Source organism: Cryptosporangium japonicum (assembly GCF_039524755.1).
Classification (GTDB): Bacteria; Actinomycetota; Actinomycetes; order Mycobacteriales; family Cryptosporangiaceae; genus Cryptosporangium; species Cryptosporangium japonicum.
Genome location: NZ_BAAAGX010000001.1, coordinates 39,854 through 61,044 on the forward strand (window position 1 = coordinate 39,854; position 21,191 = coordinate 61,044).

16 protein-coding genes are annotated in these 21,191 nt (G+C 70.9%); 10 read left to right on the forward strand and 6 right to left on the reverse strand.

Going from position 1 to position 21,191, the window contains the following annotated elements:
- Positions 1 to 129: 129 nt before the first annotated feature.
- From ABD437_RS00220 to ABD437_RS00230, 3 genes are all read left to right on the forward strand, one after another.
- Positions 130 to 312, forward strand: coding sequence for a (2Fe-2S)-binding protein (locus ABD437_RS00220; RefSeq protein WP_344646638.1), 183 nt, complete (start codon positions 130 to 132; stop codon positions 310 to 312).
- Positions 313 to 441: 129 nt separating this feature from the next.
- Entirely contained in the window at positions 442 to 921 is a 480-nt protein-coding gene (gene bfr, locus ABD437_RS00225) for a bacterioferritin (protein WP_344646639.1), read from the forward strand.
- A 95-nt stretch (positions 922 to 1,016) separates the two neighbouring features.
- Entirely contained in the window at positions 1,017 to 2,042 is a 1,026-nt protein-coding gene (locus ABD437_RS00230; RefSeq protein ID WP_344646640.1) for a GDSL-type esterase/lipase family protein, read from the forward strand.
- A 9-nt stretch (positions 2,043 to 2,051) separates the two neighbouring features.
- On the opposite strand, the gene ABD437_RS00235 is transcribed toward ABD437_RS00230, so the two are convergent.
- From ABD437_RS00235 to ABD437_RS00245, 3 genes are read right to left on the reverse strand one after another with little or no spacing between them, the layout of a single operon-like run.
- Positions 2,052 to 3,281, reverse strand: a complete 1,230-nt coding sequence (locus ABD437_RS00235; RefSeq protein ID WP_344646641.1) for a hypothetical protein — start codon at positions 3,279 to 3,281, stop codon at positions 2,052 to 2,054.
- A 59-nt stretch (positions 3,282 to 3,340) separates the two neighbouring features.
- Positions 3,341 to 4,279 (reverse strand): threonine aldolase family protein, encoded by a 939-nt coding sequence (locus ABD437_RS00240; protein WP_344646801.1) that lies wholly within the window; start codon positions 4,277 to 4,279, stop codon positions 3,341 to 3,343.
- A 41-nt stretch (positions 4,280 to 4,320) separates the two neighbouring features.
- A complete protein-coding gene (locus ABD437_RS00245) occupies positions 4,321 to 5,646 on the reverse strand; it encodes a class II 3-deoxy-7-phosphoheptulonate synthase (RefSeq protein ID WP_344646802.1) in 1,326 nt (441 codons plus the stop codon).
- Between the two features lie 166 nt (positions 5,647 to 5,812).
- On the opposite strand from ABD437_RS00245, the gene ABD437_RS00250 reads away from it, so the two are divergent.
- Positions 5,813 to 6,856 carry a hypothetical protein gene (locus ABD437_RS00250; protein ID WP_344646642.1) on the forward strand — a complete coding sequence of 348 codons (1,044 nt, stop codon included), beginning with the start codon at positions 5,813 to 5,815 and terminating at the stop codon, positions 6,854 to 6,856.
- Between the two features lie 29 nt (positions 6,857 to 6,885).
- Positions 6,886 to 7,272, forward strand: coding sequence for a phage holin family protein (locus ABD437_RS00255; protein ID WP_344646643.1), 387 nt, complete (start codon positions 6,886 to 6,888; stop codon positions 7,270 to 7,272).
- Positions 7,273 to 7,434: 162 nt separating this feature from the next.
- Here the strand turns inward: ABD437_RS00255 and ABD437_RS00260 are convergent, their stop codons facing one another.
- Positions 7,435 to 8,463, reverse strand: coding sequence for a 6-phosphofructokinase (locus tag ABD437_RS00260; RefSeq protein ID WP_344646644.1), 1,029 nt, complete (start codon positions 8,461 to 8,463; stop codon positions 7,435 to 7,437).
- Positions 8,464 to 8,568: 105 nt separating this feature from the next.
- A complete protein-coding gene (locus ABD437_RS00265; RefSeq protein ID WP_344646645.1) occupies positions 8,569 to 9,105 on the reverse strand; it encodes a polyadenylate-specific 3'-exoribonuclease AS in 537 nt (178 codons plus the stop codon).
- Between the two features lie 230 nt (positions 9,106 to 9,335).
- On the opposite strand from ABD437_RS00265, the gene ABD437_RS00270 reads away from it, so the two are divergent.
- On the forward strand, positions 9,336 to 10,286 hold the full coding sequence (locus ABD437_RS00270; RefSeq protein ID WP_344646646.1) for a glucosyl-3-phosphoglycerate synthase: 951 nt from the start codon (positions 9,336 to 9,338) through the stop codon (positions 10,284 to 10,286).
- A gap of 168 nt (positions 10,287 to 10,454) precedes the next feature.
- Positions 10,455 to 12,650 carry a SulP family inorganic anion transporter gene (locus ABD437_RS00275; RefSeq protein WP_344646647.1) on the forward strand — a complete coding sequence of 732 codons (2,196 nt, stop codon included), beginning with the start codon at positions 10,455 to 10,457 and terminating at the stop codon, positions 12,648 to 12,650.
- A gap of 1,946 nt (positions 12,651 to 14,596) precedes the next feature.
- Here the strand turns inward: ABD437_RS00275 and uvrA are convergent.
- A complete protein-coding gene (gene uvrA, locus ABD437_RS00280) occupies positions 14,597 to 17,533 on the reverse strand; it encodes an excinuclease ABC subunit UvrA (RefSeq protein ID WP_344646648.1) in 2,937 nt (978 codons plus the stop codon).
- A gap of 154 nt (positions 17,534 to 17,687) precedes the next feature.
- Here uvrA and ABD437_RS00285 point away from each other — a divergent pair, with 154 nt between their 5' ends.
- From ABD437_RS00285 to ABD437_RS00295, 3 genes are all read left to right on the forward strand, one after another.
- On the forward strand, positions 17,688 to 18,341 hold the full coding sequence (locus tag ABD437_RS00285; protein WP_344646649.1) for an MBL fold metallo-hydrolase: 654 nt from the start codon (positions 17,688 to 17,690) through the stop codon (positions 18,339 to 18,341).
- Between the two features lie 244 nt (positions 18,342 to 18,585).
- Positions 18,586 to 20,325, forward strand: a complete 1,740-nt coding sequence (locus tag ABD437_RS00290) for a sensor histidine kinase (RefSeq protein WP_344646650.1) — start codon at positions 18,586 to 18,588, stop codon at positions 20,323 to 20,325.
- The gene (locus ABD437_RS00295) at positions 20,316 to 20,993 is read left to right on the forward strand and encodes a response regulator (protein ID WP_344646651.1); all 678 of its coding nucleotides are present in this window, start codon (positions 20,316 to 20,318) and stop codon (positions 20,991 to 20,993) included. The genes ABD437_RS00290 and ABD437_RS00295 overlap by 10 nt, the downstream gene beginning before the upstream one ends.
- Positions 20,994 to 21,191 lie beyond the last annotated feature (198 nt).

Below are 21,191 nucleotides of genomic sequence, written 5' to 3' on the forward strand. Positions count from 1 at the left end.
CCGCCGGACGGCGGCGCCTCGTTTCGTTCGGGAGCGAATCACGGCAACTACTTGCATCCGGCGCCCCTTTAGGTAAACCTTACTGAGCCAAGCCTTACCAATGGCCCAGCCGACCTCGGGGGTGAGCTCATGTACGTCTGCATCTGCGCGCGAGTTCGCGAATCCGAGGTGCGGTCGGCGATCTCCGCCGGCGCCCGCGACGAGTTCGACGTCGGCGAGGCCTGCGGTGCGGGCACCGGGTGCGGATCCTGTGTCGAGCGGATCTGCGGCTTAATTCAGGACGGAAAATCGCCGCTGGCCCGAGCTTCCTGACGGCAGGACCGCACACCCCGATCGTAGGCGCGAACAGGTCTACGGTCGGCGAGTCATGTCCGGCAACAGGAAAAACCTCCGTTTCGGCGATAGAGTGGTTGTTCCACACCCGAACGGAGGGCCTCCGGCATGCAAGGCGACGCGAGGACCATCGAGTTCCTCAACGAGCAGCTCACCGCCGAGCTGACCGCGATCAACCAGTACTTCCTGCACGCGAAGATGCAGGAGAACTGGGGCTACACGACTCTGGCTTCGCACACCAAGGCCGAGTCCATCGACGAGATGCGCCACGCCGAGGTGCTCACCGACCGGATCCTGTTCCTCGAGGGGCTTCCGAACTACCAGAAGCTGCTGGCCCTGCGTATCGGCGAGACCGTTCCGGAGATGTTCCGGTGCGACATGCTGATCGAGCAGGAGGCCGTCACCCGGCTGCGCGAGGGCATCGCCCACATGCGGTCGGTCGGCGACCACACGTCGGCGAACCTCTTCGAGGCGATCCTCAAGGACGAGGAACACCACATCGACTACCTCGAGACCCAGCTCGATCTGATCGAGAAGCTCGGCGAGCCGCTGTACCTGTCCCGGTTGGCCGAACACCCGTCATCCTGAGCGCTTCCGGTCGAGGCCCGCTCCGGCAACCGCCGAGGTGGGCCTCGATTGTTTCACACCGAGTATTCGCCTGATCACTGTGCGACGATGAAGTCGTGCGATTCCGTGCCCTGGCCGTGGTGTTGATGGTCGTTCTCAGCGCGCTGACGGCGCCGTCCGCGGTCGCCGCCGCGCCCCGGCCCGCCGTGGTCGGCCTGGGCGACAGTTTCGTCTCCGGCGAAGGCGCCGGGAACTACCTGCCGGGCACCAACCGCCGCGGCAACTTCTGTCACCGCTCCCGGTCCGCCGCGATCGAGCACACCGCGCTGCCGGGGGTGCGCCGCCCGGTCCGGGTGAACCTGGCCTGCGCCGGGGCGAGCACGGCCGACGTCCGGCTCGGCGGGCACCACCGCTACGGCGAGGCCCCGCAGGCCGAGCAGCTGCGTTCGGTGGCGCGGCGGTACGACGTGCGGCTGATCGTGCTGACCGTCGGCGTCAACGACATCGGGTACGCCAACCTGGCCTACGACTGCATCGTCGCGTACCTGCGGCTCGGCCCGCGGTGTCAGGACGCGTGGACACCGATCGTGCGCAAGCGGTTGGGTGCGGCGGTGCCGCGCATCGCCCAGAACGTCCGGGACGTGCGGTCGGTGATGCGTGCGGCCGGGTACGGCCGCGACGACTACGCGCTGGTCCTGCAGTCGTACGCGTCGCCGGTGACCGGCGACATCCGGTACGGCAGCGCGAGCCGGGGCGTGTTCGGCTGCCCGGTGCGCGACGACGACGGCAACTGGGCCAAGAACTGGGTGGCCGGCCAGATCAGTGCGGCGTTCGCCCGGATCGCGGCGGCGCAGGGGGTCCGCTACCTCGATCTGTCTCCGGCGCTGCGTGGCCGGGAGGCGTGCGCCCGCGGCATCAGCCGGTTCCAGGAGTGGTCGCGCGGGGTGTCGGTCGATCTGGCCGGGGTGCGCCACGGGCTGGGCATGAACATGCTGCAGCAGTCCGCCCACCCGAACGCCCGTGGCCACGCCCAGTTCGCGGGCTGCCTGAGCGCGTTCGTCGCCCGCGACCTCCGGAGCGCGAAGTGCAGCCGCCAGGCCGACGGTCACCTGGCCCCGGTCGCGGCACCCGCCGCCGCCTGACGACGCGCGTCAGCCCGGGATGCCGTGGCGGGAACGGCGGTGGCGGCGGGGTTCCACGGCGGCGTGGCGTGCGGGCTCGGAGCTCCGGCGGCGACGCTGGTCGAGCACCGACCGGGCGTCGGCACGCAGGCCGTCCGCACCGTGCCAGCGCGCGATACCGGCGGTCGCGGCGTCGCCGAGCGTGGCGTCGGCCGCGGCCGGCTCCCCCGACTCGACCGACATCCCGTCGAGCACACGCACGAACGCGTCCGCGACCAACGCGGCCACCGGATCACCCTCGGTGTGCACCACCGACGCCCGGCGGAACACCGGGTCGGCCGTGGTCACCCCCTCCAGCACGGCCGTGTAGCGCACGATGCGCACCGGGTCGGCGGCCTGCGCCAGCGCCTCCAGCTCCGCGCTCGTGGCCGGCCCGAGCCGGTCCGCGTCGCCTTCCCGGACGACCGCGGGCAGCCCGTCGGCGAGGTCCTGCCAGCGGTCCTGGTCGGCGGCCAGGCGGCTGACCAGGCGCCCCAGGTCCTCACCGGCCGGCACGCTCCAGAACGCGACCTCCCGCCGGGCCCGCGCGTCGGCGAACCGCTCCTCCATCGCGAGCAGGTACTCCGGGCTCGACCCCCACTCCGGCGCGCTCATCCGGGTGCGCCGGATCACCAGCATCGGCCCCTCCGCCGAGGCCACCCAGAACACGTCGACGTAGACCGCGAGCCGGTCGGGCCCGCCGCCGAGCTGCGTCCGCCACCGCTCGACCCGTTTGCGCCCGCGTTCCTGGGCCGCCCGACGCCCCCGGAACCGCGCCAGGTCGTCACGCGCGGACGAGCCGTTGCGCTCGGTGGAGGGCCGGAACAACACGGTGTTGGTGACCGGGGACTCGGCCCGCGGCCACCGGGTGAGAAGCGACAACACGGTCTCCAAGCGGTTCACCCGATCGGTGAGCTCGGCCACTTCACGGCGCGCCTCCTCGCCGACCCGCACGCGCCCGCGCACCTCACGCAGCTCGGCGTCGGCCCGGTCGCTGCGCTGGGTGAGGTCGGCCAGGCCGTTCCCGGACGTCAGCTGGACCTCGACGACGTCGCGCAGCGTCAGCAGGACGACGAGCACCAGCGCGCCGAAGCCGAGCGCGACCACCACCGGGAAGAACGGCTCGAGCAACCATTCGGCGAAGAGCAGGGTCAGCGTGGTGCCGAACGTCCACGCGAGGATCAGCGGTTGCTCACCGACAACCCGGCGTAAGGTGCGCATGACGCATCGTTGCGTCATGCGTCACCAAAAAGAAAGTCTCCGTTCGGAGGGTTCCGAGGTCAGCCACCCAGCACTGAGGACAGCACCCGAATCGCCTGATCGAGGCCTTCGTCGTCCACGTCCAGGTGGGTGATCATCCGCACCGTGCGCGGCCCGAACAGCGACACGAGCACACCCTGCTCGGCCGCGGCCGTCACCACCGCGGCCGGGTCGTCGACGGTGAGCAGCACCAGGTTGGTCGGCGGGGCGTCGGCTCCGAGCGCTTCGGCCAGGCGTGCGGCCCGCGCGTGGTCGTCGGCCAGCCGGTCGACGTGGTGCTCCAGCGCGTACCGTCCGGCCGCGGCCAGGATGCCGGCCTGACGCATCGCGCCGCCGAGCTGGTGCCGCCGCGCCCGGGCCCGCGCGATGCGCTCGGCGGTCGAGACGACGAGCGAACCGACCGGCGCCCCGAGCCCCTTGGACAGGCAGACCGAGAGCGTGTCGAACAGGGCCCCGTACTGCGCGAACGTCACCCCGGACGCGACGCTCGCGTTCCAGATGCGCGCCCCGTCGCAGTGGAGCGCCGGAACGCCCGCGCGCAGCCGCACCAGGTCGTCGTACGGCAGCACCGCGCCGCCGCCACGCATGTTCGTGTTCTCGACCGCGACCGCGGTGGTCGGCAGCCCCGGGTACCCGGGCAACCGCACCTGCGCCAGCCACGCGTCGACGTCGAGCGCACCCGGCGTCGGGCCGACCACCGTGCGGGTGCTGATCCCGCCGATCGCGCCGGCCGCGCCGCCCTCGTACGTGACGATGTGCGCGTCGGCGTCGCAGAGCAGTTCGGCGCCCGGGTGCAGCAGCGTGGTGAGCGCCAGCTGGTTGGCCATCGTGCCGGACGGCACGAACAGCGCGGCCTCGTGCCCGAACAGCTCGGCGACCTCGGTCTCCAGCGCGGTGACCGTGGGGTCCTCGCCGTAGACGTCGTCCCCGACCTCGGCCTCGGCGATGGCCTTCCGCATCCCGTCCGTGGGCCGGGTGACGGTGTCGGATCGAAGATCGATCACCCGCGCAGCATCTCCGCGATCAGGAAGGCGAGCTCCAGCGACTGCTGGCTGTTCAGCCGGGGGTCGCACGCGGTCTCGTACCGGTTGGCGAGGTCGGCGTCGAGGAGGTCCTGCGCGCCGCCCAGGCACTCGGTGACGTCCTCGCCGGTCAGCTCGACGTGGACGCCGCCGGGGTGGGTGCCGAGCGCGCGGTGCACCTCGAAGAAGCCGAGCACCTCGTCGACGATGCGGTCGAAGTGGCGGGTCTTGTAGCCGTTGGAGGCCTCGTGGGTGTTGCCGTGCATCGGGTCGCACTCCCAGACGACCAGGTGCCCGGTGGACCGGAGCTTCTCGACCAGCGGCGGCAGCGCGTCGCGGACCTTGTGGTTGCCCATCCGCGAGATCAGCGTGAGGCGGCCGGGGACGCGCTCCGGGTCGAGGCGCTCGGCCAACTCGACGACGTACTCGGGCGAGGTCGTCGGCCCGAGCTTGACGCCGATCGGGTTCGCGATCCGGGAGACGAAGTCCAGGTGGGCGCCGCCGGCCTGCCGGGTGCGCTCGCCGATCCAGATCATGTGCGCCGACAGGTCGTACGCGACGCCGTTCTCGTCCCGCCGGGTGAGCGGGCGCTCGTAGTCGAGGATCAGGGCCTCGTGCGAGGCGTACAGGTCGGTCGCGCGCAGCGCCGGGTCGTTGACGCCGGCGGCCTGCATGAACTTCAGCGCCCGGTCGATCTCGGCGGCGATCGTCTCGTACCGCTCGCCGGCCGGGGAGTTCTTCACGAACTCCTTGTTCCAGTCGTGCACGGCGTGCAGGTCGGCCATGCCACCGCGGCTGAACGCACGCAGCATGTTCATCGCGGCGGCCGCGTTGGCGTACGCGCGGACCATCCGGTTCGGGTCGGGGATGCGCAGCTCGGGGTCGGGCGTGAACGCGTTGACCATGTCGCCGCGGTAGGACGGCAGGCCGAGCGCGTCGATGTCGGACGAGCGGGGCTTCGCGTACTGGCCGGCCACCCGGCCGATCTTGACGACCGGCATCGACGCGCCGTACGTCAGCACGACCGCCATCTGCAGCAGCACCCGGGTGAGCGCGCGCAGGTGCGGTTCGGTGTTGTCGTCGAACGTCTCGGCGCAGTCACCGCCGCGGAGCACGAACGCGCGGCCCTGGGCCACCTCGGCCAGGCGGTCACGCAGAGCGTCGACCTCGTAGGGGGCGACGATCGGCGGAACCGTGGACAGCGTGCGGCCGACCTCGGCCAGCGTGTCGGGATTCGGCCAGGTCGGTTGCTGTGCGGCGGGCAGAGAGCGCCAGATATCCAAGTCGTCGACGACGGTGTCCATCACGTCCCCCAGGGTAGTGCGTGACTGGCGCCACGTGGTTTGGAGAGGTATGAGCGCCCAGACGCTGTCTGAGTCGGTCGGTTCGTTCGGCCGGACCGCAGTGCCCGCCGGTCGCGCGGACACATCGCTTCGGGTCGCGATCGCGGGCCGCCGACCGGTGCGCCGGGTGGTGCGGGTGGCCCGGGTCGTGCTCGGGCTGACCGCAGTGGTCGGCTTCGCCGCGTGGCCGCTGACCGACCACGCTCCGTGGACGTTGTACGTCGCGTTCGGCTCGCCGGCCGCGATCGCGCTGGGTGGGCTGACGTCGTGGCCGCTCGAATCGTACGGCGGATGGAGCCTGCGGTCCGAACGCGCCCGGGTGATCGGCGACTGGTTACAGGCGGTCACGCTGGCCCTCGGGTGTCTCGGGCCGATGGTGGCGCTGCTCAACCCCGAGTCGTCGTGGGCGGTCGTCGGCGGCGTCGGCGGGGTGCTGGGCCTGACGCTCGGCTGGCTGTGGCCGCCGACCGTGGGGCTCGTCCTGGGCGACGACGAACGGCCCCGGCTCGAACGGTACGAACGGCTGGCCCAGCGGGACGAGATCCGGGCGCAGGTCGCGCGGGAGCCGCAGCGCTTCCCGGCGCTGCCGACGCCGGTGGTCCTGCGCCCCGAGGTGGACGAGCCGGTCACGCTCACCTACGACGAGAACCTCGGCCCGGACGACTTCGACGACCCGATCGAGTACGCGGAGTTCCTCGCCGAGGACCCCCTGCTCACCGTGCGGGCCGATCGCCGGTCGATCGTGCTGGGCGACGACGGCGGCAACCGGCGCACGCTGACGATCGGCACCCGGGCCGTGCCCGACCTCGACGGCCCCGGCGGCCCGGTGGCCTCGATGGTCGTGCTGGTGGCGGCCGGGCTCTCGACCACCACCACCGAGCCGGTGTTCGACGCCGACACCGAGGCCGCGCTGAAGCGGCTCGTCGGTGACGTCGACCGGGTCGCGCTGCTCGACGCGGCCGGGCGCCGGGTGGCCGACCTGCCGGAGCTCGCGTGGTCACTCCGCGCGCTGGTCCGGCTCGCCGGCGCCGCCGGAGTGCCGTGCGTCGCCTACCGGGTGGACGAGGACGTGCTGGACCGGGCCGAGGGCTCGACGCCGACCGGAGTGACGTTCGACCTGCTGGCCGCCCATCACCCGGCGGCGCCGGACCTCCTCGACCTCACGGATTGACTGGTACTCGTCTGCCAGGATCGACAGCTGTGAAGCTCATAATCACGGTGCTCGTCACCGCGGTGGCGCTGCTGGCGTCGACGTACGTCGTCGACGGCATCGACGTCACCGAGACAACCTGGCCGGCCAAGGTCGGCACGCTGCTCGTCGTCGCGGCGATCTTCGGTCTGGTCAACGCGATCGTGAAACCGCTCGTGAAGACGATCGGCTGCGGGATCTACGTGCTGACGCTCGGGCTCTTCGGGCTGATCGTGAACGCGCTCCTGTTCCTGCTCGTCGGCTGGTTCGCCGAGCAGTTCGGGCTCGGTTTCGAGGTCGACGGCTTCTGGGCCGGTTTCTGGGGCGCGATCGTGGTCTGGGTCGTCAGCTTCGTCCTGAACCTGGCTCTGGACCTGGCCGGCCGCGAGGACGACTAGGCCCTGTCCGGTAAGTCTCGCTCGCAGCGAGGCACCGCTCAGGCGTCGTCAGGCAAGGCGGAGGCCTTTCCCGATACCGCTGTTGTATCGGGGAAGGCCTCCAACGCGGCCTGGCGGCGGCTGAGCGGAGCCGCAGCCGAGCATGGACTTGCCGGGCAGGGCCTAGCCGAAGAACACTTCGGCTTCGGCGTAGCGGGACAGGGGAACGGTCTTCAGTTCGCGGGTGGCCTCTTCGATCGGCACGCGGACGATGTCGGTGCCCTGGAGGGCGACCATCTTGCCCCAGTCCCGCTCGTGGGCGGCGTCGATCGCGTGCAGGCCGAACCGGGTGGCCAGCACGCGGTCGAACGGCGTCGGCGACCCACCGCGCTGCACGTGCCCGAGCACCACCGCGCGCGACTCCTTGCCGGTGCGCTCCTCGATGCGCTCGGCCAGCCACTGCCCGATGCCGCCGAGCCGGACGTGCCCGAACGCGTCGAGCTCGCCGCTCTTGAGCACCTCGGCGCCCTCCTGCGGCACCGCGCCCTCGGCGACCACGAGGATCGGCGAGTAGTGCTGCGTCGCGAACCGCGATTCGACGTGCTTGATCACGTCGTCGAGGCTGAACGGCAGTTCGGGCACGAGGATGACGTTGGCGCCGCCGGCCAGCCCGGAGTGCAGCGCGATCCACCCGGCGTGCCGGCCCATCACCTCGACGACCAGCGCGCGGTGGTGCGACTCGGCGGTGGTGTGCAGCCGGTCGATCGCCTCGACCGCGACCGTCACCGCGGTGTCGAAGCCGAACGTGTAGTCGGTCGCGCCGAGGTCGTTGTCGATCGTCTTGGGCACGCCGACCACCGGGATGCCCTCGTCGGTGAGCTTCTTCGCGACGCCGAGCGTGTCCTCGCCGCCGATCGCGATCAGCGACTCGATGTTGCGCCGCTCCAGCGTCTCGCGGATCTTCTCGACGCCGTACTCCACTTTGTACGGGTTGGTGCGCGACGAACCCAGGATCGTGCCGCCCCGGGGCAGGATGCCGCGGACCTGCTCGATGCCCAGCGGCCGCGCGTCGTCCTCCACCGGACCACGCCAGCCGTCCCGGAAACCGGAGAACTCGTGCCCGTACACACTCACGCCCTTGCGGACGATGGCCCGGATGACGGCGTTGAGGCCGGGGCAGTCTCCCCCGCCGGTGAGCACGCCGATGTGCATGGTGCGGTCCTTTCGTAGCACGCGGGCGGCGGAAGGGAACCGCGTCACGGTGCTACGAGGGGTGTCGATCCGACGCGGTAGCCGCCTCGATGCACACGGTAGTCGTCAGACCGATCCGATGCGGACACCTTCCGGTCCGGAAACGCGTGCCTTCTCCATCGCCCGCCAGCGCGCCAGGTTGTGCCGGGCGTCGGCGACCGCGTCGTGCTGGTCGACGCCGGCCGGGGGCAACTCGGGGCGGCCCAGATCGTCCCAGCGCTGACGCAGGTCCTTGGTGAAGCGCGGGATCGCCCGGGGCAGCGCGGGCATCGGGCCCCAGAGCTGGCAGAGCGCTACGTGGTCGTAGGCGGCGTACCAGGCCCACAGCTCGACCGAGCCGCGCGCCGGCACCCCGGCGGTGAGGAACTCCAAGAGTTCAACTTTGATTCGCTCCCGGGACATCCACGCCTTCGACGATGGGCCGGGCAGCTTGTCGAGGACGTTCTTGCGCACCCAGGGAATCGCGCGGGTGTCGTCGAACTCGGTGGAAACGGCGTAAAACTCGTTGCCGTCCTCGTCGACCGCTCCGATCGAGACCAGGTCGATGGTGTGCCCGTCCTCGATGAACTCGGTGTCGTAGAAGATGCGACGAAGCGGTGCCATCCCTTCATTCTGCCGTGCCACGTTCCCGGCACAAATCCCCGTATTAAAACGATCCAGAAGGGGTACGCACGGGGCCGGGCGCGCTGCTCCCCAAACCCGGTCACAGTCGGTCACTTGAGTGACCACAGGACGAAACTCGCAAGAAACTATTGTCCGACAGCGTGGTTGTTCTCACCCGTCACACTGGGCTGGCTATCCCACAGCTCGGTCCTGACCGGAAGGGGTCGCCGATGAGAGCCGATACCCGTAGTTGGTTCTCCCGCCGGACCTCCACCGCGAGCGACTGGCCCGTCGAGGCTCTTGCCGACCGCAAGGGCTCGACGAGCGTCGCCGTGGTGCTGCCGGCGCTCAACGAGGAAGAAACCGTCGGCACGATCGTCGAACGCATCGTGCAACTGGCGGCGCAGACCAACCTCATCGACGACATCGTGGTCGTCGACTCGGGTTCCACCGACCGAACCGCCGAGCGCGCTCTGGCCGCGGGGGCGCGCGTCGCCCACCGCGACGAGATCGTCCCCGACCTGCCCAGTCGCCCGGGCAAGGGCGAGGTGCTCTGGCGGTCACTGCACGCGACCACCGCGGACATCGTGGTCTACGTCGACGCCGACCTGACCGATTTCCGTCCGCACTACGTCACCGGCCTGCTCGGCCCGATCCTCAGCGATCCGGCCGTCCAGCTGGTGAAAGCGTTCTACGACCGGCCGCTGGCCGGTGTCTCACCGGTCGGCGGCGGTCGGGTCACCGAACTCACCGCACGACCGCTGCTCAACGCGTTCCTGCCCGAGCTGGCCGGTGTCGTCCAGCCTCTGGCCGGGGAGTACGCCGGACGGCGCTCCCTGCTCGAACGTCTGCCGTTCGCACCCGGCTACGGGGTGGAGACCGGCATCCTCATCGACACGGTGCTCGCCCACGGCATCGACGCCGTCGCCCAGGTGGACCTGGGCGAACGCGGGCACGGCCACCAGGACACCGCCGCACTGGGGCGGATGGCGGCCACGATCATCCAGACGCTGACCGCACGGATCGGCCCGAGCCGGCCCGAGGGTCACGAGCTGGTCCAATTCAGCCGGGTGGAAGGCGAAGTCGTCCCGGTGACGTGGGACATCCCGTGGGAGGAGCGGCCACCGATGATCTCCCTCCCGTCCTACCAGGCCACGCGTAACGCCTCCACGCTGAGCTGACCTCCGCGTTACAGCGAGGGCCCCGGACCACTGGTTCGGGGCCCTCGTTGGGTCCGGGGCCTTTCGGGAACACCCGCGAGCCTTTAGCCTGATTTGGGGCAAAAGCCTCATTACTGATGCTCTGTGCATCTTTCGGACTGAAACGCACGCGACCCTGGAGGCCGCGCCATGCCCATGCCCGAAAAACTCTCCACGCTGCTCCGCCACGACCTACCGGCCTCACTGGTGGTCTTCCTGGTCGCGGTTCCGCTCTCCCTCGGCATCGCCGCCGCGTCCGACGCCCCGATTCTGGCCGGGCTGATCGCCGCCGCCGTCGGAGGCATCGTCGCCGGCCTGCTCGGCGGAGCTCCACTGCAGGTCAGCGGCCCTGCGGCCGGCCTGACCGTGATCGTCGCCGAACTCGTCGCCCAGTTCGGCTGGGCCACCACCTGCGCGATCACCGTCATCGCCGGGCTGGTGCAGATCCTGCTCGGCCTGAGCCGCGTCGCCCGGACCGCGATGGCCCTCTCCCCCGCCGTCGTGCACGGCATGCTGGCCGGCATCGGGCTGACGATCGCCCTCGGCCAGCTGCACGTGGTGCTCGGCGCCGACAGCCCCGGCAACGGCTGGGACAACCTGATCGAACTGCCCGGCCAACTCCTGACGCCGCACGGCCCGGCGACCTCGGTGGGCCTGATCGCGATCGGCGTCATGGTCGGCTGGCGCTGGATGCCGGCCGCGGTCCGCCGCGTCCCGGCCCCGCTGGCCGCCGTCGGCTGCGCGACGCTGCTCTCGATGGCCCTGGCGCTGCCGGTCGACCGCGTCGACCTCCCCGGCGACCTGTTCCGCGGGCACGTGCTGCCCGCGTTCCCGGACGGCGAGTGGGCCGCCTTCGCCGTCGGAGTCCTCACCGTGGCCCTGGTCGCCAGCGTCGAGAGCCTGCTCTCCGCGATGGCCGTCGACGGGATGCACCGCGGTCCCCGCGCGTCGCTCAACCGCGAACTGGTCGGCCAGGGCGTCGCCAACACGCTCTCCGGCGGGCTCGGTGGCCTACCGGTGACCGGGGTCATCGTCCGCAGCACGGCGAACGTGACCGCCGGGGCCCGCACCCGGGCGTCCGCGGTGCTGCACGGCGTCTGGGTCGTCGTCATCACGCTGTTCCTCACCGCGGCGATCGAGGAGGTGCCGCTGGCCGCACTGGCCGGCCTGCTCGTCGTCATCGGTGTGCGGCTGGTCGACCTGCGCCACGTCCGCGCGGTCCGTCGGCACGGCGACCTCTCGGTGTACGTCGTCACCGCCGGTGGGGTCGTGTTCCTCAACCTGCTCGAGGGAGTGCTGGCCGGGCTGGCCCTGGCGATCGCGCTCACGCTGCGCCGCGTGCTGTGGGCCGGCATCCACGCCTCGGAGTCCGGCGGACGGCACCGGGTGATCGTGGAAGGCACGTTGAGCTTCCTGGCCGTGCCGCGCCTCTCCCGGGTGCTCGGCTCGATCCCGGAGGGCAGCGACGTCGTCGTCGAACTCGTCGTCGACTTCCTCGACCACGCCGCCTACGACCATCTGAGCCTGTGGATCGACCGGCACCGGGCCGGCGGCGGAACCGTCGTCGTCGAAGAGGTGGGGCAGCCCGCGCTCGAGGGTGACCCGGGCGCCCGCAGCCGCACCGGTCCCGCGGTCACCCTGCCCCGGTGGTTCTCCCCCTGGGCCGAGTGGCAGGCCGGCGAGCCGGGCGACCGGGTGCTGATCGGCGCGCGTGAGTACCAGCGCCGGGCGAGGCCCCTGGTGCAGCCGTTCCTCGCCGAACTCTCCGACCACCAGGCCCCGACGGCGCTGTTCATCACCTGCGCCGACGCCCGCGTGGTGCCCAACCTCATCACGACCAGCGGCCCCGGCGACCTGTTCACGGTGCGCAACGTCGGCAACCTCGTGCCGCCGTACTCCGCGGGCGGCGAGCCCTCGGACCCGGACGTGTCGGTGGCCGCCGCGGTGGAGTACGCCGTCGACGTCCTGCACGTCCCGACGATCGTCGTGTGCGGTCACTCGGGGTGCGGCGCGATGAACGCCCTGCGCAGCGGCGGTGACCGGGGCCGGGGCGCGCTGGCCTCGTGGCTGCGCACCGCACGCGCGAGCCGCCAACGGTGTGAACGCGACGAACGCGCGGGAACGTTGGACCCGCAGTTCGATCCGCTCGACCGGTTGGTACAGGCGAACGTGCGGCAGCAGCTGGACCACCTGGCGACCCATCCGTCGGTGGCGAGGGCGCTGGGTGAGGGAAGGGTGCGGTTGATCGGCATGTTCTTCGATATCGGCGCGGCCGAGGTTTATGTCGATTCGAAGGGGCAGTTCGCTCCGGTCGAGGAGGCGGCTGTGCTGGGGACGCCGGCCTGAGGTGTTGTGCGCCTGGGGGGGTCGGGGTGTGGTCTGCTTCCCAGGCTGGTTGGTCGCTGGGTGTCCCGGCGGGGCCGGAGCGGTCCCTTGGGGGTGCGCCCTGCTTCCCTCGCTGGGTGTCCCGACGGGGCCGGAGGGTTCCTTCAGGGGTGCGCTCTAGAGGCCCGGAAGGGCTTTTTCGGGGGTGCGCCTCGGGCGCCCGAAGGGCTTCTTCGGGGTGCGCCCTGGGGGTTATCCGCTTCCTAGGATCCTGCGCCCTCCAGGCGGGGCGTTCGGCGAGCGGTGCGGCGGCGAGCCGAAGCGGTCCCGGTTTGGCGCGGCGTAGCTCGCCAGAACGGGACCGCTTCGCTGGGCACCTGACCCTCGGCTAGAGCCGCTCGTCGGGGGCCGTGGTGGACCCGAAGCGGCCCCTCTTCGACGCGCGAAGTGGTCCCTCTTCGACGCGCCCCGGCCGGCTGGAAGGGGACCGCTTACTGGGGATCCCGGCTCCTCCGTGCGGGGCCGTTCAGCGGGCGCTGCGGCGAGCCGAAACGGTCCCAGTTTGGCGCGGTGTAGCTCGCCAGAACGGGACCACTTCGCAGGGCACCTGACCCTCGGCTAGAGCCGCTCGTCCGGTGCCGTGGAGGGCCCGAAGCGGCCCCACTTTGGTGCGCCCCGCCCGGCCGGAAGGGGACCGCTTACCGGGCTCCCCGGCTCCTCCGAGCGGGCCGTCCAGCGGGCGCTGCAGCGAACCAAAGCGGTCCCAGTTTGGCGCGGCGTAGCTCGCCAGAACGGGACCACTTCGCTGGGCACCTGGCCCTCGGCTAGAGCAGCTCGTGGGCGCCGTGGAGGACCCGAAGCGGCCCCGCTTTGGTGCGCCCCGGCTGGCCGGAAGGGGACCGCTTATCGGACACGCCGGCTCCTCCGGGCGGGGCCGTTCGGCGAGCGCCCTAGTGGCCCGAAGCGGCCCCAGTTCGACGCGCCCCAGTCCGCTGAAACGGGACCGCTTACCCGGCATCCCGGCTCCTCGGGCAGGGCCGTTCGGCGGGCACCGTAGGGGCCCTCACTTCGACCCGCCCCAGCCGGCCGGAAGGGGTCCGCTTACCGCAGATTCCGGCTCCTGCGGGTGGGGTCGTTCGGCGGGCGCCGTGGTGAGCCAGAGCGTTCCCGTTCGGCGCGCTCGAAGGGAACGCTTCGCAGGGCATTGAGCAGCCTCGGGAAGATCCGCTCAGTGAGCGTTGCGCAGACCAAGCGGCTCTCTTTGACGCTCACCTGCCGACTGGAACGGACCGCTTCGCGGGCATAACGCCATCAGATGGAACACCTGGCGGCGCTGCGGTGGCGCCGGAGTGGCCACATCTCGGCGCACCCGGCGCGCTCGAAGCGAACCGCTTCGCAGGTGCCAAGGGTGAGACCTAGAACGGCCCCTTTCCGGCACACCTGAGCGCGCTCTAATGGGGCCACATTGCCGGGTGCCACCGTGGAGCCGAAACGGTCCCCTCCCGGCCCACTTGAGCCCGCACTAATAAGACACTTCGCCGGATGCCCCGTGAAGCCGAAACGGTCCCATTCGCGCTCGCCCCAGCAAGCTCGAAGGGACCGCTTCGTGGGTGGCAGAGGATGAGGCCGAAGCGGTCCCCGCTCGGCGCGTGCAAGCTCGCTCGAACGGGACCCGTTCCGCGGCGCCACCGTGGAGCCAAACCGGCCATCCCTCCGGAAATACCCGCCCGCTGGAGCGAACCAGCCGAACGGGTCCCCCTCCGGCGCACCTAAGCCCGTTCGAATGGGACCGCTTCGCAGGACACCGCTTCGCAAGGCACCGCCCCGCAGAGCACCACCCCGCGAAGCACCGCCGCCTTGGAGCCGCGCTAGCCCTCTTCGGCGCGCCCGCACGGGACCAGTGGCAGGCCCCGACACGGCGATGGCCGCCCCGGGTTAGCGGAGCGGCCATCGCCTTGACCAGGCTTTCAGCCCACTGTTGCCGGCTTGCGGGTGCGCTTGGGGCGCTGGGCCGCCACGCTCGCTCGCAACGCTGCCGCTCCGGCGCCCTCGCCACGCAACAAAGGCTCCAGGAAACGGCCCGTGTGGCTCGCCTCCACCTGCACCACCTGCTCGGGGGTGCCTTCGGCGACCACCGTGCCGCCCTTGTTGCCGCCCTCCGGGCCCATGTCGATGATCCAGTCGGCGGTTTTGATCACGTCGAGGTTGTGCTCGATCACGATCACCGTGTTGCCCTGGTCGACCAGGCGCTCGAGCACTCCGAGCAGCTTGCGGATGTCCTCGAAGTGCAGACCGGTGGTCGGCTCGTCGAGCACGTAGATCGTGCGGCCGGTGGAGCGCTTCTGCAGCTCGGTGGCGAGCTTCACTCGCTGGGCCTCGCCACCGGAGAGGGTGGGCGCGGGCTGGCCGAGGCGGACGTACCCGAGCCCCACGTCGACGAGCGTCGACAGGTAGCGCTTGATCGCGGTGATCGGGGCGAAGAACTCCGCGGCCTCCTCGATCGGCATCTCGAGGACCTCGGCGATCGACTTGCCCTTGTAGTGCACCTCGAGCGTCTCCCGGTTGTACCGGGCGCCCTTGCACACCTCGCACGGGACGTAGACGTCGGGCAGGAAGTTCATCTCGATCTTGATCGTGCCGTCACCGGTGCAGGCCTCGCAGCGCCCGCCCTTGACGTTGAACGAGAACCGGCCGGGGCCGTAGCCGCGCACCTTCGCCTCGGTGGTCTCGGCGAACAGCTTCCGGATCCGGTCGAACACGCCGGTGTAGGTGGCCGCGTTCGACCGCGGCGTACGGCCGATCGGCGACTGGTCGACCCCGACGACCTTGTCGACCTGATCGAGCCCGGTGACCCGCTGGTGGCGACCGGGCACCAGCCGCGCGCCGTTGATGGTGTTCGCCAGCACCGAGTACAGGATGTCGTTGACCAGCGTCGACTTGCCCGACCCGGAGACGCCGGTGACCGCGGTGAGCGTGCCCAGCGGGAACGCCACGTCGAGACCGCGCAGGTTGTGCTCGCGCGCGCCCTTCACGACGAGGCGGCGTTTCGGGTCGACCGGGCGACGCACGACCGGCACCGGGATGCTCTCCCGCCCGGACAGGTACGCACCGGTCAGCGACTTCTCGCTGGCCAGCAGCTCGGGCACGGTGCCGGAGACGACGACGTGGCCGCCGTGCTCACCGGCGCCGGGGCCGATGTCGACGACCCAGTCGGCGGCGGCGATCGTGTCCTCGTCGTGCTCGACGACGATCAGCGTGTTGCCCAGCGCCTTCAGCCGCAGCAGCGTCTCGATCAGCCGCCGGTTGTCGCGCTGGTGCAGGCCGATCGACGGTTCGTCGAGCACGTACAGGACGCCGACCAGCCCGGACCCGATCTGGGTGGCGAGCCGGATGCGCTGGGCCTCGCCACCGGACAGCGTGCCGGCCGGCCGGTCCAGCGAGAGGTAGTCCAGCCCGACGTCGAGCAGGAAGCGCAGGCGCTCGTTGATCTCCTTGAGCACCTGACCGGCGATCATCCGCTGCCGGTTGTCGAGCTGCAGATCGGCCAGGAACGCCGCGCACTCGTCGATGGCCAGCGACGAGACCTGGGCGATGTTCTTGCCCGACAGCCGGACGGCGAGCACCTCGGGCTTGAGCCGCGTGCCCCGGCAGACCGGGCACGGGACGTCACGCATGTAGCCCTCGTACCGGTCCTTGCTCCACTCGGACTCGGTCTCGGCGTGCCGCCGCTCGAGGAACGGCATGACGCCCTCGAAGCTGGCGTAGTACGAGCGCTTGCGGCCGTACCGGTTGGTGTACTGGACGTGCACCTGGGTGTCGTGGCCGTGCAGGATCGCCCGCTTCTGCTTGGCGGTGAGCTTCTCCCAGGGCGTGTCCAGGTCGAAGCCCAGTGCGTCGCCGAGGCCGGAGAGCAGGCGGAGGAAGTACTCCAGGTTGTGGCCGGTGGACCACGGCTGGATCGCGCCCTCGCCGAGCGTGCGCTCCGGGTCGGGGACGACCAGTTCCGGGTCGACCTCCTTGCGGGTGCCGATGCCGCTGCACTCGGGGCAGGCGCCGTAGGGGGCGTTGAACGAGAACGTGCGTGGCTCGAGGTCCTCGATGGCCAGCGGGTGGTCGTTCGGGCAGGCGAAGTTCTCGGAGAACTTCCGCTCCCGATCGGCCGAGTCCTCCGGGAGGTCGACGAAGTCGAGCACGACGATGCCGCCGGCCAGGCCGAGCGCGGTCTCCACCGAGTCGGTGAGGCGGCGCTGGGCGCTCTCCTTCACCGCGAGCCGGTCGACGACCACCTCGATGGTGTGCTTCTCCTGCTTCTTCAGCCGGGTGTTGCCCTCGGTGAACTCGGTCAGCGGCTGCACGACGCCGTCGACCCGGACCCGGGCGTAACCCTTGGCCTGCAGCTCGGAGAAGAGATCGAGGTACTCACCCTTGCGACCCCGGATCACCGGGGCGAGCACCTGGAAGCGTGCGCCCTCGGGCATCGCCAGCACCCGGTCGACGATCTGCTGCGGCGTCTGCTTGCTGATCTGCTCGTCGCAGACCGGGCAGTGCGGCACGCCCGCGCGCGCGAACAGCAGCCGGAGGTAGTCGTAGACCTCGGTGATCGTGCCGACGGTGGAGCGCGGGTTGCGGTTCGTGGACTTCTGGTCGATCGAGACCGCCGGGGACAGACCCTCGATGAAGTCGACGTCGGGCTTGTCCATCTGACCCAGGAACTGCCGCGCGTACGCGGACAGTGACTCAACGTAACGACGCTGGCCCTCGGCGAAGATCGTGTCGAACGCCAGGCTCGACTTGCCCGAACCCGACAGACCGGTGAAGACGATCAGCGCGTCCCGGGGAAGGTCGAGGTTGACGTCCCGCAGGTTGTGCTCGCGTGCTCCACGCACGAGGAGCCGGTCGGCCACAGTGTTTCTCTTCCAGTTGTCGACGAGAATGCCAGCGCTTCAAATCTAACGACGGGGTCCGACAGTTTCTGCCCGCGCGCTCTCGGCCCGGTGATGCGGATCACTATGCCCCGACTTGTGGCGCGTGCAACTCGAGATGAACGACGATGAGTCCATGACTTACAGCGGACACGTGGATCCCCAGGGAGCGCCGGCCACCCGCGAGGCGGGTCCGCTGACGATCACCAAGGTGTCGGTCGGCCCGATGGACAACAACGCGTACTTCCTGCGGAACTCCGCCACCGGCGAGACGCTGCTGATCGACGCGGCCAACGACGCCGACACCCTACTTCGCGTTCTCGGCGACGCCGAGCTGGCGACGATCGTCACCACCCACCGTCACGGTGACCACTGGCAGGCCCTGGCCGAGGTGGCGAAGGACACCAACGCGCGGCTGGTGGCCCACGCCGCCGACGCCGAGGCGTTGCCGGTCGTCGCCACCGATCTGGTCGGCCACGGTGACACCGTCACGGTGGGTGAGGTTCCGCTCGAGGTCATCCACCTCGTCGGCCACACGCCCGGCGCGATCGCGCTGCTCTACCGCGAGCCCGGCGGTCGTCCCCACCTGTTCACCGGCGACTCGCTGTTCCCGGGCGGCCCGGGCAAGACGAACTCGCCGGAGGACTTCCGGTCGCTGATGAACCACCTGGAGAGCCGCGTCTTCGCCCAGCTGCCCGACGACACCTGGGTCTACCCCGGCCACGGCGACGACACGACGCTCGGCCAGGAGCGGCCCCACCTCGGCGAATGGCGCGACCGGGGCTGGTGAGAAACACGGTCGACCGGCTCAGGGGCCGCCGGACGCTGGTGCGATCTGCCTCCCCGGACACAGCGCGACCCAGCGACCGTCGGCCCCACCCCTCCGCGGCCGGTCGACCGTGAGAGAGAGCTTGCCAATTCCAATCGCGACGGACTTCCGTGCCGACCCCGAACCCGCATCCGTGACCCCACCACTCCCGAGTTGGGGGTAGGCCCTCTGTACCGGCGGGTGGCCGGAGGATAAGCATCGTGGCATGTATGCGGAGCGCGTCTCGCTGACCCGTCCCGCTCGGGCTTCCCTGCCCGAACGGGTCCGGTTGGCGACCACCGTGGTCGCGGCCGTGGTGGCCGCCGCCGCGGTCTCGACGGCGCTCCAGTGGCCGGTCTGGCGGTTGAATCCGCTGCTCGCCGCGGTCGACACGCTGCTCGCCGTCGCGCTGGCCGCGGTCACCCCGCTGCTCCGCGAGACCGGCCTCGGCCTGCCCAGACGGATCGTCCCGTGGGCGTTCGGCCTGGCCGGCATCTGCCGGGCCGGCACCTGGGTGTGGCTCTGGGGCGACCAGGTTCCGCGGATCGTCGGTTATCTGTTCGACTCGGCGTTCTGGATCTCGATGACCGTCGCCCTGTTGTTCTGGTCGCACCGGGTCAACCGCTGGGAACGCAATTACCTGGTGTTTCTCACCGTCACCCTGGTGTTCGGCGACATCGCCCAAGGGGTGGGCGTGCCCTGGGCGCGGGCCTACTCGAACATCGACGGCCTGATCTGCCTCGGGTGCTTCCTGATGCTCGTGGCGCGGAGGCTGGGCCGGGCCCGCGGGCTGGAACGGCGCGCGCTGCGCACGGCCCAGCTGCCTGCCGTCGTCACCGGCGGCACCGTGCTGATCACCTGGCTGCTGGCCGACTCGTTCACCCGGCAGGGTCTGCTCTCGGTGCAGGCCGTGGTGAGCGCGGCGCTGCTGGTGCTCCCGATCACGGTCGTGGCCGCGACGGCCCGGCTGGCGGCCGAGCGGGCCGAGGTGGCCGACGCGGTCACCAGCATGTCCTGGCCGGTGAGCCCGCACCGGCTGCGCTCGGCGCTGCGCCGGGCGCTGCGCGACCCGTCGATCGAGGTCGGCTACTGGGTCGAAGGGCTGCGACGGTACGTCGACGCCGACGGCAAGGAGATCGAGACCCCGATCGACGATCGCTACACCGTCGTCTGCCAGGACGGCCGAACCCTCGAGAACGAAGATCACGTGCTCGACGTCCACCACGAGGAACACCCCGTTGCGCTGCTCGTCGGAAGCCCTCATCACCGGCACCGCACCGACCTGGTCGCGGCCGCCGTACGGGCGGCCGGGCCGGCGCTCGCGCTGGCCGGCCTGCAGGTCGGCCTGCGGGCCGAGCGACAGGACCTCACCGCGGCCCACCGCAAGGTGGAGGAGTCGCGGTGGGCCGAGCGAAGACGCTTGGAGCAGAACCTGCACGACGGCGCGCAGCACCGGCTGGCGGCCCTGACCATGAGGCTCGGGGCCGCCAGCGCGACGGTTCCGCTGGATTCCCGGGCCCAGGACCTGGTCTCGGAGATCCAGGACGAGATCCGCGAGGTGCTGCGCGAACTGCGTGAGTTGGCCGACGGGATCCACCCGACCACACTGACCGAGGCAGGATTGGGGCCGGCGCTGGAGGCCGTCGCCGACCGCTTCCCGGTCCCGGTGACGATCACCGCGCCGGCGCGCCGCTTCCCCCCGGTGGTGGAAGCGGTGGCTTACTACTCCACAACCGAGGTACTGACGATCGTGACGAGACAGTTGCACGCCGCGGAGATCCTGGTCGAGGTGACGGCACCCGGCGGGGATCTCTGGGTCCGGGCCACCGGCGTGGACGCCAGGGACCAGGGCGAGCGCTACTTCGCCCCGCTCGCCAGCGGCCTCCGCGCGATCGGCGGCGAACTGTTCACCCCCAGTGAGAACGGATCCGATTACACCGTGGCCGCGAGAATTCCATGCGAGTAGCCGTCGCGGACGACGCGGCCCTGTTCCGGGACGGGCTGGTCCTCCTGCTCTCGGCCGCCGGTGTCGAGGTGGCCGCCCAGGCCGCCGACGGTGACGAACTGTTCGAGCAGATCACGACCGACCTGCCCGACGTCGTCATCCTGGACATCCGCATGCCCCCGAAGCCCGACGGCGGGCTCTCCACCGCCGAGCGGTTACGCGAGGCCTATCCCGACCTGGGCATCCTGATGCTCTCGCACTACACCGAGACGCCGTACCTGATGAAGCTGCTCGAGATCGGCTCGCGCGGCGTCGGGTACCGGCTCAAGGAGCGGGTCGCCGACGTCGCCACGCTCCAGGACACGCTCACCCGCATCGCCGCCGGTGACACCGTGATCGAGCCCGAGGTCGTCGAGCGCCTGCTCGAGCAGCGACGCAAACGCGCCACCAGCCCGGGCATCGCCCAGCTCACCGAGCGCGAGAAGGACGTGCTGCGCCACATGGCCGAGGGCCGCTCCAACGGCGGCATCGCCGAGGTGCTGGTGCTCAACACGAAGACCGTCGAGAAGCACATCGCGAGCATCTTCGCCAAGCTCGGTCTGCCGGCCAGCGAGACCAACCACCACCGGCGGGTCTCCGCCGTGCTCGCGTATCTCCGCGCCCGCCAGGACGGCGCCGAGAATCTGTAAGAACGCCCAGGAAAGCTGTGCACGGTGCCGAGTCGGCCACAGAGCGGGCACAAGCGAACACAGCACACAGCTCCTAGCCCTAGGGTGACCTCGTGGTCACGGAGTTCGGCGCAGCGGGCGAGCGAAAGCGCGCCCACTGGTTCCCGACTCCGGACCGCTATCCACGCCAGTGGGCCGCCGCCGCCGCGATCGCGGCGG